The organism is Arthrobacter sp. B10-11 (genome assembly GCF_033142195.1).
Taxonomy (GTDB): Bacteria; Actinomycetota; Actinomycetes; order Actinomycetales; family Micrococcaceae; genus Arthrobacter; species Arthrobacter oryzae_C.
This window is the reverse complement of sequence record NZ_JAWMTH010000003.1, coordinates 558,102-573,067: the sequence shown is the minus strand read 5'-3', so window position 1 is coordinate 573,067 and position 14,966 is coordinate 558,102. Positions and strand designations below refer to the sequence as shown.

General features: G+C 67.4%; 10 protein-coding genes. 7 read left to right on the top strand and 3 right to left on the bottom strand.

Translation table 11 applies throughout. From position 1 onward, the window contains the following. The first annotated feature begins 4 nt into the window (after nt 1-4). The 3 genes from RW112_RS12525 (at nt 5) to RW112_RS12515 (ending at nt 4,309) form a co-directional block, all read left to right on the top strand. Complete coding sequence (locus RW112_RS12525; RefSeq protein ID WP_317782059.1) at nt 5-1,336, top strand: MFS transporter; 1,332 nt, start codon at nt 5-7, stop codon at nt 1,334-1,336. Nucleotides 1,337-1,405: 69 nt separating this feature from the next. Continuing rightward, a complete protein-coding gene (locus RW112_RS12520) occupies nt 1,406-2,692 on the top strand; it encodes a DUF4192 family protein (protein WP_317782058.1) in 1,287 nt (428 codons plus the stop codon). A 315-nt stretch (nt 2,693-3,007) separates the two neighbouring features. Then, nucleotides 3,008-4,309: an RNA polymerase sigma factor gene (locus RW112_RS12515; RefSeq protein WP_317782056.1), complete on the top strand. Its 1,302-nt coding sequence runs from the start codon at nt 3,008-3,010 to the stop codon at nt 4,307-4,309. A gap of 126 nt (nt 4,310-4,435) precedes the next feature. On the opposite strand, the gene RW112_RS12510 is transcribed toward RW112_RS12515, so the two are convergent. Further along, the gene (locus RW112_RS12510) at nt 4,436-4,657 is read right to left on the bottom strand and encodes a hypothetical protein (RefSeq protein WP_305940551.1); all 222 of its coding nucleotides are present in this window, start codon (nt 4,655-4,657) and stop codon (nt 4,436-4,438) included. 224 nt (nt 4,658-4,881) lie between these two features. Here RW112_RS12510 and RW112_RS12505 point away from each other — a divergent pair, with 224 nt between their 5' ends. Continuing rightward, the gene (locus RW112_RS12505; protein ID WP_317782054.1) at nt 4,882-6,990 is read left to right on the top strand and encodes a DNA topoisomerase IV subunit B; all 2,109 of its coding nucleotides are present in this window, start codon (nt 4,882-4,884) and stop codon (nt 6,988-6,990) included. 37 nt (nt 6,991-7,027) lie between these two features. Here the strand turns inward: RW112_RS12505 and RW112_RS12500 are convergent, their stop codons facing one another. Beyond that, on the bottom strand, nt 7,028-8,032 hold the full coding sequence (locus tag RW112_RS12500) for a M56 family metallopeptidase (RefSeq protein WP_317782052.1): 1,005 nt from the start codon (nt 8,030-8,032) through the stop codon (nt 7,028-7,030). A gap of 6 nt (nt 8,033-8,038) precedes the next feature. Continuing rightward, nucleotides 8,039-8,425: a BlaI/MecI/CopY family transcriptional regulator gene (locus RW112_RS12495; RefSeq protein ID WP_011691481.1), complete on the bottom strand. Its 387-nt coding sequence runs from the start codon at nt 8,423-8,425 to the stop codon at nt 8,039-8,041. 275 nt (nt 8,426-8,700) lie between these two features. Between RW112_RS12495 and RW112_RS12490 the strand changes: the two genes are divergently transcribed. From RW112_RS12490 to cydD, 3 genes are read left to right on the top strand one after another with little or no spacing between them, the layout of a single operon-like run. Beyond that, the gene (locus tag RW112_RS12490; RefSeq protein WP_317782050.1) at nt 8,701-10,299 is read left to right on the top strand and encodes a cytochrome ubiquinol oxidase subunit I; all 1,599 of its coding nucleotides are present in this window, start codon (nt 8,701-8,703) and stop codon (nt 10,297-10,299) included. A 19-nt stretch (nt 10,300-10,318) separates the two neighbouring features. Then, on the top strand, nt 10,319-11,368 hold the full coding sequence (gene cydB / locus RW112_RS12485) for a cytochrome d ubiquinol oxidase subunit II (RefSeq protein ID WP_305940555.1): 1,050 nt from the start codon (nt 10,319-10,321) through the stop codon (nt 11,366-11,368). A 6-nt stretch (nt 11,369-11,374) separates the two neighbouring features. Further along, a complete protein-coding gene (gene cydD, locus RW112_RS12480) occupies nt 11,375-14,959 on the top strand; it encodes a thiol reductant ABC exporter subunit CydD (protein ID WP_317782048.1) in 3,585 nt (1,194 codons plus the stop codon). The last annotated feature ends 7 nt before the right edge of the window (nt 14,960-14,966 follow it).

Sequence of the window (14,966 nt, the reverse complement as noted above, 5' to 3'; positions counted from 1 at the left end):
AGACGTGACTGCACCGCGCGCCTGGCTCATCTGGACCGTCGGTATATTCGCGTATCTTGTTGCGGTCAGCCAGCGCACGTCCTTTGGCGTCGTGGGCCTTGAAGCGACCGAGCGTTTCCACGCCACGGCAGCGGAGATCTCCTTCTTTACGGTGCTTCAGCTCCTGGTCTATGCGGGGCTCCAGATCCCGGTGGGGGTACTCGTTGACCGCCTGGGGTCCCGGACCATGATCGCCGGCGGAGCCGTGCTCATGGGCCTCGGCCAGCTCCAGTTGGCGTTCGCGGACAACATTCCCGGCGGCGTGCTCGGCCGGGTGCTGGTGGGCGCCGGGGACGCGATGACCTTTATTTCCGTGATCCGGCTAATTCCGCTGTGGTTCGCTCCGGCCAGGGTGCCGCTCATCACCCAGCTGACAGGAATGTCCGGGCAGCTCGGGCAGCTCTTCAGCGTGGTCCCGTTTGCACTGATCCTCCATTCGGCCGGCTGGACCCCCGCCTTCCTGACCCTCGCGGCGATGTCCGCGCTCGCCGTTGTCCTGGTGCTGGCCGTGCTGAAGGACCACCCGCCGGGCCACGCCGGTCCCGAACCCGGCCAGGGACTCAGGGCCACCGGCATCTCACTTTCCAGCGCCTGGCGGCAGCCCGGCACAAGGCTGGGACTCTGGAGCCACTTCACCATCCAGTTCAGCGGCACGGTGTTCGCCATGACCTGGGGATATCCGTTCCTGATTTCCGCCCAGGGCCTCGACGCCGCTACGGTCTCCGGCCTGATGGCCGTCTACGTTGCCGCCGCCATCGCCGCCGGTCCGCTGATCGGCAGGTTCGTCTCCCGGCACCCCCTCCGGCGCTCCACAATGGTCCTGCTGATTGCAGCCACCACGGCCGCTGCCTGGGCTGCCGTCCTGCTTATGCCCGGCCGCTCGCCGCTGTGGATGCTCGCCGGGCTCGTTGTGGTGCTGGCCATCGGCGGGCCGGGATCCATGATCGGCTTCGACTTTGCCCGCACCTTCAACCCGGCCCACCGGATTGGAACCGCTACGGGAATCGTCAACGTGGGCGGATTCATCGCGGCGCTCGTTGCCATCTACCTTGTGGGCGTAGTGCTGGACGTCCTCCACGCCACCGGCTTTTCCCGGGGCGAGCTGTACGGCCTCGACCCGTTCCGGATCGCGCTGAGCGTCCAGTTTGTGCTGATCGGAGTAGGCGCTGCCGCGATCATCGCGACCCGCCGGAAGGTACGGCGCCAGATGGCTGCCCAGGGCGTCGTGGTGCCGCCACTGCTCACGGCCCTCGCGCAGCAGCGCCGCCGCAACCTGGAGCGCCGCCGCGGGGAGTAGCGGTGCCGGATATCCACATAGCAAGGGTTGGTTCTTAACGCGGGGCGCCGGCCGCTCCAGTCTGGATGCATGACATCTCCAGAACGAGCGGCCCCTGAACGACCGACTCCGGAACGACTGACCATCACCGGCCCGGAGGACATCCTGGGCTTCATTCCCCACTCGCTTGGCTATTGGCCCGCCGACAGCCTGGTAGCCATGACCATGCAGGGCAAGCGGCTGGGTGCCACGCTCCGCGTCGATCTCCCGGACCTTGACTCGGATCCGGGGCTGCGTCGGTTTGCCCGCACTGTCAGGGACTACCTTGAAGCGGACCACGACGCCGACGGCGCCCTCCTGGTGCTGTTCAGCGAGGACGGTTGGGTGGGTGGGTCGGGTAGTTGGCCCAAGGGCGTCCCCGCAGGGGCGCCGTTGGAGGGGACACTCGCGAGGCTGCTGACAGCCCTGGAGGTCGAACTGGAATTATCCGGGCTCCCGGTCCGCGACGCCTGGTTCGTCGGCGAGGACTTCTGGCGGAACGCCTACTGCTTCGATCCGGCCTGTTGTCCGTTTCCCGGCCGCTCCGTGGATGAGATCCGGGACAGCCGGCTCAACGCCGAGATGGTGTTCCGCGGGAGCAGCGTGGGCGAGGATCCGTCGTCCGCGGGGGGTGCCTTGCCCGCAGCGGCGGAGGCCGATGATTCCGTGCTGGAGTCGGAACAAAAGTGGGCCACTGAATTTGCTTCGCTCCGCGGGAGTCGCGCCCAGTTCGCCAAAATTCTGGACGTCTGGAAGCGCGTGCTCGCCGAGGCAGGGGAGGGGCACCTGCCGGCCGAGCTGGCCGGGTATCTCCGGGCCTCCCTGCGCATACCCCATTGGCGGGATGCCGTGCTGGTGATGAGCGCGGCGGGACGGCTGGCTGCGGAGCAGGGCGCCGAGGACTTCGGGATCTTCGCGCCGGACGCCGGCCTGCGGGTGGTGTCACCGCCTCCTGGCGCTTTGTCGGCAGCTGGACCGGCGGAAGATGGGTCGGACGATGGGACATTCCCGGCTCCCGGGTACGGGGATGTGCTGCTGGGGCTGGCGCCGCCATCGCCGCGCTGGGACCGGATGAGGGCCCTGGATCGCGTGCTGCAGCAGATCGGTGCGGCGGGCGGGGGAGAAGGCGGAGCGGCAGCACTGACGGGACGGGGCTGGATTGAGTGGTGCCGCGGCCGGGGTTCGTTTGCGCACGCCCTGCTGGAACGGGCCGCCGCCGAGCACCCCGGATACCGGCTCGCTGAACTCCTGTCGGAACTGGTCAGCCGGGGAACGCTGTGCGGGTGGGCCGGGCGCCGTGAGTCGGCGTGGCAGAAGTTCGAAACGGATGCGGCCTAGCGGCGGGCCCCGGGGCGAGCGGTGGAGCGGGGCGACGACGGCAGGCAGCTGCGCGGCCGAAACATTCGGGTCCGCGGACCGCACTGAGGCGCCGATTGGGAAAATCGTGAGACAATGGATGCCGAGACCCGGTTGGGTCCGTGAATCAAGTGCGTGTAGTGGTGCCCGGAAACGGGAACATTACGGCAGCTCCGGCAGTTCTACTTAGTGACTCTGCCGGCCGCGATCGCACCTGATGTGAATCACGGACTTGACAGGGTCATAGTGGTGTTGCCCGCATGGTGATTCCACAGACCGCCGCTAGAAAGGTTTTCTGTGACCCCGTCTTCCGCGAAGAAGGAACCCGCCGACCAGGCCGAATTGTCCCCTGAGGAGAAGAAGGCGGCGACGAGCGCCAAGCGTGCCGCCACGCGTGCAGCCAATAAGGCTGCGGCAGCCGAGGGCGGCGCCCCGGCAAAACCCGAGCCCAAGAAGCGCGGACCCAAGCCCGGTGCCAAGGCCGCCGCCGAGGCTGCCGGCAAGTCCGACGACGATACAGAGGACGTTGAGCTGGATGAAGATCTGGACGACGTCGCTCCGGATCCGTCGGAGCTGAGCGAGGAGGAAGCCGCCAGCAAGACAGGCGCCGCAGCCACCGGCTCAGGCTTTGTCTACTCCGACGCGGACGACGACGACGCTCCGGTCCAGCAGGTCATGTCGGCCGGTGCCACGGCCGACCCCGTCAAGGACTACCTCAAGCAGATCGGCAAGGTTGCGCTGCTGAATGCCGAGCAGGAAGTTGACCTTGCCCTGCGCATTGAGGCCGGCCTGTTTGCCGAGGAGAAGATCGCGGCGGACGACGGCTCCATGGATCCGAAGCTCAAGCGCGAGCTCGAATTCGTCATCCACGACGGCAAGCGCGCCAAGAACCACCTGCTGGAGGCGAACCTCCGCCTCGTTGTGTCGCTCGCCAAGCGCTACACCGGCCGCGGCATGCTGTTCCTTGACCTGATCCAGGAAGGCAACCTGGGCCTGATCCGTGCGGTCGAGAAGTTCGATTACACCAAGGGCTTCAAGTTCTCCACGTATGCCACCTGGTGGATCCGCCAGGCCATCACCCGTGCCATGGCCGACCAGGCCCGCACCATCCGCATCCCCGTGCACATGGTGGAAGTCATCAACAAGCTGGCCCGTGTGCAGCGCCAGATGCTGCAGGACCTCGGGCGTGAACCCACGCCGGAGGAGCTGGCCCTCGAACTGGACATGACACCCGAAAAGGTTGTTGAAGTCCAGAAGTACGGCCGCGAGCCCATCTCGCTGCACACCCCCCTGGGCGAAGACGGCGATTCCGAGTTCGGTGACCTCATCGAGGACTCCGAGGCCGTTGTCCCCGCCGACGCTGTCAGCTTCACCTTGCTCCAGGAGCAGCTGCACTCGGTGCTGGACACACTCTCCGAGCGCGAAGCCGGAGTGGTGGCCATGCGCTTCGGCCTCACCGACGGACAGCCGAAGACTTTAGACGAAATCGGAAAGGTCTACGGTGTGACGCGCGAGCGTATCCGCCAGATCGAATCGAAGACGATGTCCAAGCTCCGGCACCCGTCACGTTCACAGGTCCTGCGCGACTACCTGGACTAGGCACCGCATGCGAAAGGCCCCGCAGACTGACCTTGTCAGTCTGCGGGGCCTCTCGCATGCGTGGAAACGGACAAACAAACAGGGCCCCTCCGTTATGGAGGGGCCCTGTGTCAATCAGAGAGTTGGCTAGTCCACCGATACCGGCGGCTTCTCGTGAAGCCGGCCCGTCTCGTCGTGCCAGTCGGAGCTCAGCGGCTTGAGCGTCGCTTCGACTGCCCGCGCGTGGTGGCCGCAGAAGAGCAGCTCCCCGCCGGAGGTCTCAAGAACAACCCGGACGTACGCCTGTGCTCCGCAACGATCGCACCGGTCCAGTGCGTTGAGCGTGCGGTCCGCAACTGCTGTTGTCATTTTCGGCCTCCTTAGTAGATCTGTATATCTATATAACCAGCATTCGTAGCAAAACCATGACAAGGATGGATCACTTTCGCTGTGCGCGTATCACCGTTCCGTAACGGCTGCCGCCGGACAGCGCCGATGATGGAGTGGCTGGCGGGCGTGCCTGCGCGGGCCGACTAACCTAGGAAGAGCGTCAAAAGCCTTAGCTGTCCCGTCACTGAAGGAGTTCACAACCCGTGGCACCAAGTTCTGATTACACTGCCCGGCACCTGTCTGTACTGGAAGGCCTCGAGGCCGTCCGCAAGCGCCCGGGCATGTACATCGGTTCCACCGACTCCCGCGGCCTGATGCACTGCCTCTGGGAGATCATCGACAACTCAGTCGACGAGGCCCTGGCGGGCTTTGGCCACGATATCCAGATCATCCTGCATGCGGACAACTCCGTGGAGATCCACGACGACGGACGCGGCATCCCCATCGACGTTGAGCCCAAGACCGGACTGACCGGCGTCGAGGTCGTCTTCACCAAACTGCACGCGGGCGGAAAGTTCGGTGGCGGCTCCTATACAGCGTCCGGCGGTCTGCACGGCGTGGGTGCGTCCGTGGTCAACGCGCTGTCCTCCCGGCTGGACGTGGAAGTGGACCGCGGCGGCAAGACGTACAGGATGTCCTTCCGGAGGGGCGAACCCGGACGGTTCAAGGATCCGGGGACCAAGCCTGATCCGGCGGCGCCATTCGAACCATTCGTCAATGACTCCGTCCTGGACGTTGTGGGCAAGGCCAAGCGCGGCGTGACCGGCACCCGGATCCGGTACTGGGCTGACCGCCAGATCTTCACTCCGGACGCCAAATTTTCCTACGAGGAACTGGCCGCCCGGGCACGGCAGACATCCTTCCTGATTCCGGGCCTCAAGCTGACGGTCCGCGACCAGCGCCGGCTCCCCGGCACTCCCGGCGAACTGGCGGGCCACGAGGAAGTTTTCCACCACGACGGCGGCATCTCCGAGTTTGTGGACTTCCTCGCCGCAGATCCTGCTGTCACGGACACCTGGCGGCTGCACGGCTCGGGCAAGTTCAAGGAAACCGTACCGGTCCTGGACGAGCGGGGCCACAGCCAGCTGGCCGAAGTGGAACGCGACTGTGAAGTGGACGTGGCCCTCCGCTGGGGAATCGGCTACGACAGCACCGTGCGCAGCTTCGTCAACATCATCTCCACCCCCAAGGGCGGGACCCACCAGTCCGGGTTCGAGCAGGCACTGGTCAAGACCTTCCGCAAGGCCGTGGAAACGAATGCCCGCAAGCTCAAGGCCGGCAACGACAAGATCGAAAAGGACGACATCTTCGCGGGGCTTACCGCGGTGCTGACCGTACGGCTGGCGGAACCGCAGTTCGAGGGCCAGACCAAGGAGATCCTGGGCACGTCCGCCGTCCGGGCCATCGTGGCCCGCGTGGTGGAAAAGGAAATCAACGCGAAGCTGACCTCCGCTAACCGCAATGACAAAGCGCAGTCCGCGCTGCTCCTGGAAAAAATCGTCAGCGAGATGAAGTCCCGCATTTCGGCGCGGGTCCACAAGGAGACCCAGCGCCGGAAGAACGCGCTGGAGACATCGTCGATGCCCACCAAACTTGCGGACTGCCGCACCGACGACGTGGCCCGCTCGGAACTGTTCATCGTGGAGGGCGACTCCGCGCTGGGTACTGCGAAGCTGGCCCGGTCCTCGGACTTCCAGGCGCTGCTGCCGATCCGTGGCAAGATCCTGAACGTCCAGAAAGCTTCGGTGGGTGACATGCTCTCCAACGCCGAGTGCGCGGCGCTCATCCAGGTGGTGGGCGCAGGGTCCGGGCGGAGCTTCGATATCGCCGCCGCCCGCTACGGAAAAGTGATCCTCATGACCGACGCCGACGTGGACGGGGCCCACATCCGCACCCTGCTGCTCACGCTCTTCTTCCGCTACATGCGGCCCATGATCGATGAGGGCCGGGTGTTCGCCGCGGTGCCCCCGCTGCACCGCGTGGAGGTGATCAACGCCGGGCAGAAGGCCAACGAGATGATCTACACCTACTCCGAGGCCGAACTCCATGTCCTGCTGGCCCGGCTGGCCAAGGAAGGCAAGCGTTACAAAGAGCCCATCCAGCGCTACAAGGGCCTCGGTGAAATGGACGCCGAACAGCTGGCGGAGACCACCATGGACCCCCGCCACCGGACGCTGCGCAAGGTGGGGATCGAAAACGCGAAGCAGGCCGAGGAAACGTTTGACCTGCTGATGGGCTCCGACGTCGCCCCGCGCAAGGACTTCATCATTGCCGGAGCTGCAAGTTTGGACCGGGAGCGGATCGACGCCTGATCACTCGAGCCGTGGGATACTGACAGGCCGGGCTCAGCTACCCGAGCAGTCCGGGGACAATCAGCAGGGCCGTGGGGACCGCCAGCAGCAGCAGGCAGGCCGCCAGGACCAGCGCCCTCAGCGGTGCCGGCAGCGGCTCCTTGGGGGACAGCAGCCTGCTGACCCGGGAAGCCGTGGTCCGGGCCGAACCGGCGCCGCCGGACGCACCCTGGAGGCCGCCGTCGACAATTCCGTCCGCTGCTGACGGCATTCCGGCGTCGTTGAAGTCCAACTGGCTGCCGGGGGCGCCGGCCGGCCCGCTGGCAACGATGGCGATGGCTTTGATCAGCGTGGCTTTGCTTTCCGTCTTCAAAGCGACGTCGTCCGCGAGCATTTCGATCAGGGAGCTCACGGCTTCCTGCGCGAGGCGGGTGGTGGGAAGCCAGGGGAGGGCCTGGCGCCAGGCCGCGAATGCCCACAGGAGGAGGTGGTGGCGCTGGCTCAGGTGGGCGTTTTCATGAATGAGGACCGCCCGCAGTTCCGCGGGCTCCAGGGCTGCCATCAGGCCGTCGCTCAGGACCGTGACCGACCGGGCGCCGCCGGGAAGGCAGTAGGCCACGGGGGAATCGTGGCTGATGACCACGGTTCCCGGGCCGTCGGTGGAGGGGGACGCCAGGAGGGCCAGGAGTTCGCGGTGGCGCCGGCGCTGCCGTTCGATCCGGTAGTAGGTCAGCAGCAGCGTAAAGACGAGGTGGGCCGTCAGCAGGGCTGCCGCCGACAGGGCGAACAGATGCCAGAAGCCCAGCGCCGTGGTGGGGGCGTTAAAGAGGACCATGCCGGCCAGTCCCCGCAGGCCGGCCAGGAGGTTGTCACCGATCGGTTCGAGGCCGTAGACCAGCATGGCGCCAATCATGGACAGGCCGCCGGCGAGGGCGATTGCCTGCCAGAGCAGCATGGCGGTGAACGGTGACCGGGCCGGCCATTGCGCGCGCGAGAGAAGGATAGGCACCGGCCACGCCAGGACTATCGCCAGGACCGCCAGCAAATATGAGGTCCAGAACATGCGCTGCTAGATGTGGCCAAGCAGTTTGCGCAGTGTTTCGGCTTCACTTTCGGTGACGGAACCAATGAACCGGGCGAGCACGGCTTCACGGTCCGGCGCCGAGCCCAGGACCTCGTGCATGAGTTCCGCGGTGTGGTCCGCCCGGCTGGACACGGCCTGGTACCGGTGGGGGCGGGTGCCGCGTTCGCGTTCCACGAGCCCCTTCTTCTCCAGGCGGGAGAGCACGGTCAGGACGGTGGTCACGGCGAGATCCTTGCCCTCATGGCCGGCGGTGCCGCCCTGGGCCTGGGTGCTCTGCGCCAGCAGGTCCCTCAGGGTGTTGGCGGTGGCCGCTTCCTGGCCTGCCCAGAGCAGATCCATCACTGCCCGTTCCAGTTCACCAAGACTTGCCATTCCGTACATCCTTCTTAAAGGTCCGATCCGCGGGGCCGGAGCGGCCGTCGCGGAACGTGGTTGCGAATACTTAGGTTCTAAATTTACCTCTTTTTGGATTTTCTTTCTACATGAGGTAGAACAATCGGCGCGTCGCGCCCTTGCCACCGGCTCAGGCCGGTGGAACTGTTGGTTACACTGCATGCCGAAAGTGTTCTACACTCTGTAGAAGTTAGTTTTCTACGAAGCGTAGAAGACTTGGACTGATGAAAGCCTAGCCAAAAGTAGGGACTGCCTTGGACGCTTTGGAAATCGCACGCTGGCAATTCGGAATCACCACCGTGTACCACTTCATGATGGTCCCGCTGACCATCGGCCTGGGCCTCGTCGTGGCAGTCATCCAGACGGTCTGGTACCGCACCGGCAAGCCGGAATACCTGCGCATGACCAAGTTCTGGGGGAAGCTGTTCCTCATCAACTTCATCATGGGCGTGGCCACCGGCATCGTGCAGGAGTTCCAGTTCGGGATGGCGTGGAGCGAATACAGCCGTTTTGTCGGCGATGTGTTCGGGGCGCCGCTGGCCCTGGAGGCGCTCCTGGCCTTCTTCGTCGAGTCCACCTTCCTGGGCCTGTGGATCTTCGGCTGGAAGCAGCTCAAGCGCGGCGTCCACCTGGCCTGCCTCTGGATCGCCGTGATCGGGTCCGTCTTCTCCGCCTACTTCATCATCGTGGCCAACAGCTGGATGCAGCATCCGGTGGGCGTGGAGATGATCGACGGCCGCCCGGTGATGACCGATGCGTGGGCCGTCTTCACCAACAACACCGCGCTCGTCGCGGTTCCCCATACCCTCTTCGGCGCGCTGGCCGTGGCAGGCGGCTTCCTGCTGGGCATCGCCTGGTACCACCTGTGGCGCCGCCGCCATGACGGCATCGACACCGTGGGCCCCGACGGCAAGGTGATCCCGGGCGAAGCGGACATCCCCGGCCGGGACAAGGCCGACTACAAGGTCTGGATCCGCTCCCTGCGGATCGGCGCCGTCGTCGCCATGATTTCCTTCGCCGGAACCGCCCTCACCGGTGACCTCCAGGGCAAGCTCATGTTCGAACAGCAGCCCATGAAGATGGCTGCCGCCGAGGCCGCGTGCCACGACGGCACCGGCTTCTCCATCCTCAGCGTCGGAAACCTCGGTTCCAAGAACTGCGACGAAATCGTGGCGCTCATCGAAGTGCCCGGGATCCTGTCCTTCCTCGCCAAGGGTGACTTCACCACGGAAGTGAAGGGTGTCAACAGCCTGCTGGACCAGTACAAGGCCGACTACGGAACCAACCTCCCGGACAACCCCATCTACGGTGACCGCGCCGGGCAGGAAATCGAGTATGTCCCGGTCATGGAAGTGACCTACTGGGGCTTCCGGATGATGATCGGCTTCGGCGGCCTGGCAGCCCTCGCAGCACTCGTGGCCCTCTGGCTGACCCGCAAGGGCACCGTTCCGGCGTCCCGCGGGCTGATGCAGCTCGCCGTCGTCGGCATCATGGCCCCGTTCGGCGCAAACGCCGCCGGCTGGATCTTCACCGAGATGGGCCGCCAGCCGTTCGTTGTGGCACCCAACCCGGATCCCAGCGGCATCGACCAGGTCTTCATGTTCACCGCGGCCGCGGTGTCACCCGGTGTTTCCGCCGGAGAACTGCTGACCTCCCTCGTGGTCCTGACGGCCGTGTACGCCGTGCTGCTGGTGGTGGAGGTGAAGCTGCTGGTGAAGTACATCCGCGGCGGTGTGGTGTCCGCCATGCCCGAACTCGCCCATGCCCCGGTCGATGAGAACGAGGATGCCACACCGGGTCCCGGTACCGGCAAGCCCGGCGGCTCCGACGACGTCCTGGCATTCGCCTACTAAGCGCAGAGGAAATTCGACAATGGAACTGCTGCCCACCATCTGGTTCATCGCCATCGCGGTGCTGTGGACGGGATACCTCTTTCTCGAAGGATTCGACCTTGGCGTCGGCATGCTGATGAAGCTCTTCGCCCGCAACAACACCGAACGCCGGGTCCTGCTCAACACGATCGGGCCTGTCTGGGACGGCAATGAGGTCTGGCTGCTGACCGCCGGCGGCGCCACGTTTGCAGCCTTCCCGCTCTGGTACGCCTCGCTGTTCTCCGCCCTGTACCTTCCCTTGCTGCTGGTCCTCGTGGCGCTGATCTTCCGTGCCGTGGCCTTCGAATACCGCGGCAAGGTGGACACTGACCGCTGGCGCGCGCTGTGGGACTGGGCCATTGCGGCAGGATCCCTCGTGGCCGCCTTCGGCGTCGGCGCAGCGCTGGCACTGACCACCACCGGGCTTCCGCTCAACGCCAACGGTGACCGCGAGGGCGGACCCTTCGCCTGGTTCAGCGGCTACGCCGTCCTGGGCGGCCTCGCCGTCGTCTGCTTCTCGCTGCTGCACGCGCTGGCGTTCCTGGCACTGAAGACCGACGGCGACGTCCGGCACCGGGCCCGCAACTGGTTTGTCCGGCTCCTTCCGGTGCTGCTGCTCCCCATCGCCGGCTGGGCCATCAGCGTCCAGCTCCTCAGCGGTGAGGCCTGGACGGTCGCCGCGGTTGCCGCGGCCGTCGTGGCAGCGGTGTTCGCCTGGCAGTTCGGCCGGAACGGCCTGGAAGGAAAGGCGTTCCTGTCGCTCGGTGTGTTCCTGCTCCTCGGAAGTGCCTCGATCTTCGGGGCGGCCTTCCCGGTGGTGCTGCCCTCCACCCTCAACGCGGACTTCAACCTGACCATCTCCAACGCCTCATCCTCGGACTACACGCTGGGCCTCATGACCATCGTCGCCTGCGTGGGGCTGCCGCTGGTGCTGGCTTACCAGGCCTGGACGTACTGGGTGTTCCGTCGCCGGGTCAGCGCCGCGCACATCCCCGAAGCCCACAGTTTCCTGCCCGCCATCGCCGCCAGGGCGCTGGCCCCCAAAGACTAGGACCACATGCGACCGCAGTTCCCGGCCGGCCCCGCAAACCGGCTAGCGCTCTATTGGCTCGGCCTCCTCGCCGCCCTGAAGGCATTGTCCCTGGTCCTGATGGCACAGGCAGTGGCGTCCATGCTGGCCGGGATGGTCTCGCAAAGTCCGGCCTGGGCCGACCAGCTGGGCTGGGGGCTGGCCGGTGTTGCGCTCCGGTCCCTGACTGTGTGGGCCCAGGGCGTGGCCTCGCGCCGGGCCGCACTCGGGGTCAAAGAGGAACTGCGCGCGGCGCTGCTGGCCCGCGCCCTGCGGAACGGCACGCGGGCGGCAGGTCCGTCCGACGGCGGCCTGGCCATCCTGGCCACCCGGGGCCTTGACGCCCTGGACAGCTACTACACCCAGTTCCTGCCCGCACTGGTCAACTGCGCCGCCATCCCGCTCCTGCTGGGCGCCAGGATCCTGTTCGCCGACTGGGTCAGCGCGGTAGTCGTCGTGCTGACCGTGCCTCTGGTGCCGCTGTTCATGGTGCTGATCGGCCGCTACACCGAAGACCGCGTCCGGGCTGCCCAATCAGCGCTCGCACGGTTGTCGGGACACATGCTGGAACTGGCCAAAGGGCTGCCGGTGCTGGTGGGCCTGGGCCGCGCCACTGCCCAGCGGAAGGCGCTGGAGGACATTTCGGAGCAGTACCGGTCCCGCACCATGGACACCCTCCGGACGGCCTTCCTCTCCGCACTGGCCCTGGAACTCATCGCCACGATCTCTGTGGCCGTGGTGGCCGTGTTCATCGGCGTGCGCCTGGTGCACGGGGACATGGCACTTGAGGCCGGCCTGCTTGCCCTGATCCTGGCGCCTGACTGCTACCTGCCGCTGCGTGAGCTGGGCACCGCCCACCACGCCAGCGACGACGGCCGTGCCGCCCTGGCCGAGGTCACCGCGGTGATGGACGCCCCCGAAGTCCAGCGGTTGCGGCCGCAGGACGGCAGCCTGCCGGGCGGGGAAGCGTCCGACGGCGGCGCGGACCTTCCGGCAGTGACGGCCAGGAACCTGATGGTGGCGTACGGCGGACGGCTGGCACCCGCCGTCGGACCGCTCAGCTTCGACGCGCCCGCCGGGCTGATCACCGCCCTCGACGGCGCCAGCGGGGCCGGCAAGAGCACCATCCTTGGTGTCCTGGCCGGAATTGTGGGAACGGGCGGCGGGACGACGGTGAGCGGAACCATTGCCGGGTTTTCGCCGTCGGATGTCGCGTGGGTGCCGCAGCATCCGGTCATGCTGGCGACGAGCGTGCGGGCCGAGGTGCAGCTGTATCTGGCGGACGGCGCTGCCAACGGCGCAGCGGCCACAGCCACTGCCACTGCTGCAGCCGGGAAGGCGCAGCGCTGCCTGGAGGCGGCCGGAGCCGGACACCTGGCCGGGAAGCATCCTGCCGAGCTCAGCCCGGGGGAGCTGCGCAGGGTTGCCCTGGCGCGCGGGCTTGCCCGGATTGAGGCCGGCGCCACGCTGCTGCTGCTGGATGAACCCACCGCCCATCTGGACCGTGAATCCGCCAACGTGGTCAATGAATCCATCCTGAAGCTCCGCGGCCGGGCCACCGTCCTGCTCGTGGCCCACGACCGGCTGACCCGGGAACTCGCGGACCATGTGGTAGCCGTGGCAGCAGGCGCCTATGCGGGGCCGGCGGGTCCGGCGGCGGAACAGGCCGCCACCCCCACAGCGGCCCGGGCAGCTGCGGTCCTGGCCGCCCCCGCGAAAGCCAGTGCAGACGCAACCGAAGAAGACGCCGCAGCCAGCACTGCCGCAGGTGACAGCAGCCCTGGTCCGGCTCAAGCGGGCGGCAACACTCCCGCCCGGATTTTCAGGCTCCTGCGGCCGGAGGTCGTCAAATTCGGCTCAGCGGGCGTGGTGGGCGTCCTTGCGGCGCTGTTCGCCGTGGCCCTGGCAGGGCTCTCCGGCTGGCTGATCATCCGGGCCAGCGAGCAGCCGCCCATTCTCTACCTGCTCACCGCCATTGTGGGAGTCCGGTTCTTCGGCATCGGCAGGGCAGTGCTGCGCTACACCGAGCGGCTCCTGCTGCACGACGCCGTTTTCGCCTCGCTCACCAGGCTGCGCGGCCGGCTGTGGGATTCGCTGAGCCGCCGGGCCCTGTCGCTGCGCCGGCTCCTGCAGGGCGGCAATGTCCTGGGAACGGTGATTGACGACGTCGACACGGTCCGTGACCTGCTGCCCCGGGTGGTCCTGCCGCCCGTCACCGCAGTAGCGGTGGGCGCCTGCGCCGTGGGGGCCACTGCGCTTCTGCTGCCCGTGGCCCTGCCCGCAGTGATCGCCGCGGCTGTCGTTTCCCTGGCAGCCGCGCCGGCGGCAGCGCTGCTGGCGGACAGGATGTCCGCGCAGGCAGAGCAGCGGCTCCGTTCCGGCGTGCTCCGTGACGTCGCCGCAGCGCTGGATGCCAGGGCCGAACTGCATGCCAACGGTGTTGCGGCGCCGGTCTTGTCCGCGATTGGCGAGGCCGACAAGGAGGCGACAGTTGCCTCGCAGCGGTCCGCGTGGGCGGAAGGCCTGGGCCAGGCGCTGACCGTCCTGGCCTGCGGCGCCGCCGCGCTGGCCGCTGCGGTGCTGGCCGGGCCGCAGGTGATGGACGGATCCGTGGCACCGGCCACGGCCGCCGTCGTGGTGCTGCTGCAGCTTGCGCTGGTGGACCCCTACGCCGCCATGACGACGGCGGTGCGCCAGTACCCGGCGCTCCGACTGGTCCTTGACCGGATCAGCGAGGCCGGCGTGCTGGACGCCCCCGACGCGCAGGATGACGGCATGGCGGGCCCCCGCGCCGGAGACACTCGCGGACGGCAGGGCGGCGGGCTGGAGCCCGTCGCACCCCGCGCCGGCGCGCTGGCCGGCCTGGAACTCGACGCCCTGTCCGCAGCCTGGCCGTCCGGACCGGATGTCTTCACCGGTGTCTCCGCGACGGCGGTGCCCGGTCGGTGGCTGGCCGTGACGGGAGCGTCCGGATCCGGCAAATCCACCCTGCTGGCCGTGATGCTCGGGTTCCTGCCGCCGCATTCGGGCCGGATCGCCGTCAGCGGGCGCGCCGCGTGGTGCCCGCAGGAAGCACACCTCTTCGATTCAACCATCCGCGGCAACCTCCTGCTCGGCCGCCCGGAAGGCAATGCCGGCGACGCCGAACAGGAAATGGCTGACGCCCTGGCCGCCGTGGGGCTGGAGCCGCTGCTGCGCCGGCTGGAGCACGGCTCCGAGACGCGGATCGGGCCCGGCGGTGCGTTCCTGAGCGGCGGGGAGCGCCAGCGGCTGGCGGTGGCCAGGACGCTCATGACCGGGGCCGACGTGATCCTGCTGGATGAGCCCACGGCACACCTCGACGCCGAGGCAGGCCGGGAGATGCTGGCCGACCTTCGCCAGGGGCTGGCCGGGCGGACCGTGGTCCTGGTGACCCACAACCCCGACGACATTGACCCGGCAGACGGCCGCCTGGACCTGGATGCGGCGGCGGGCGCCGCGGCGGATGCCGGCAACGGTGCCGGTTTCGGGGACCCGTCTTCCAGTGCAACCGGAGCCGGAGCGGTTCTGGCGCGGGGCGTTGCCGGCAGCTAGCCTGTTG

Bases quoted from the DNA above. Each gene is read 5' to 3' on its own strand.
- cydD (WP_317782048.1), top strand. From the start codon at position 11,375: ATGCGACCGCAGTTCCCGGCCGGCCCCGCAAACCGGCTAGCGCTCTAT.
- RW112_RS12510 (WP_305940551.1), bottom strand. From the start codon at position 4,657: ATGACAACAGCAGTTGCGGACCGCACGCTCAACGCACTGGACCGGTGC.
- RW112_RS12520 (WP_317782058.1), top strand. From the start codon at position 1,406: ATGACATCTCCAGAACGAGCGGCCCCTGAACGACCGACTCCGGAACGA.
- RW112_RS12495 (WP_011691481.1), bottom strand. From the start codon at position 8,425: ATGGCAAGTCTTGGTGAACTGGAACGGGCAGTGATGGATCTGCTCTGG.
- cydB (WP_305940555.1), top strand. From the start codon at position 10,319: ATGGAACTGCTGCCCACCATCTGGTTCATCGCCATCGCGGTGCTGTGG.
- RW112_RS12500 (WP_317782052.1), bottom strand. From the start codon at position 8,032: ATGTTCTGGACCTCATATTTGCTGGCGGTCCTGGCGATAGTCCTGGCG.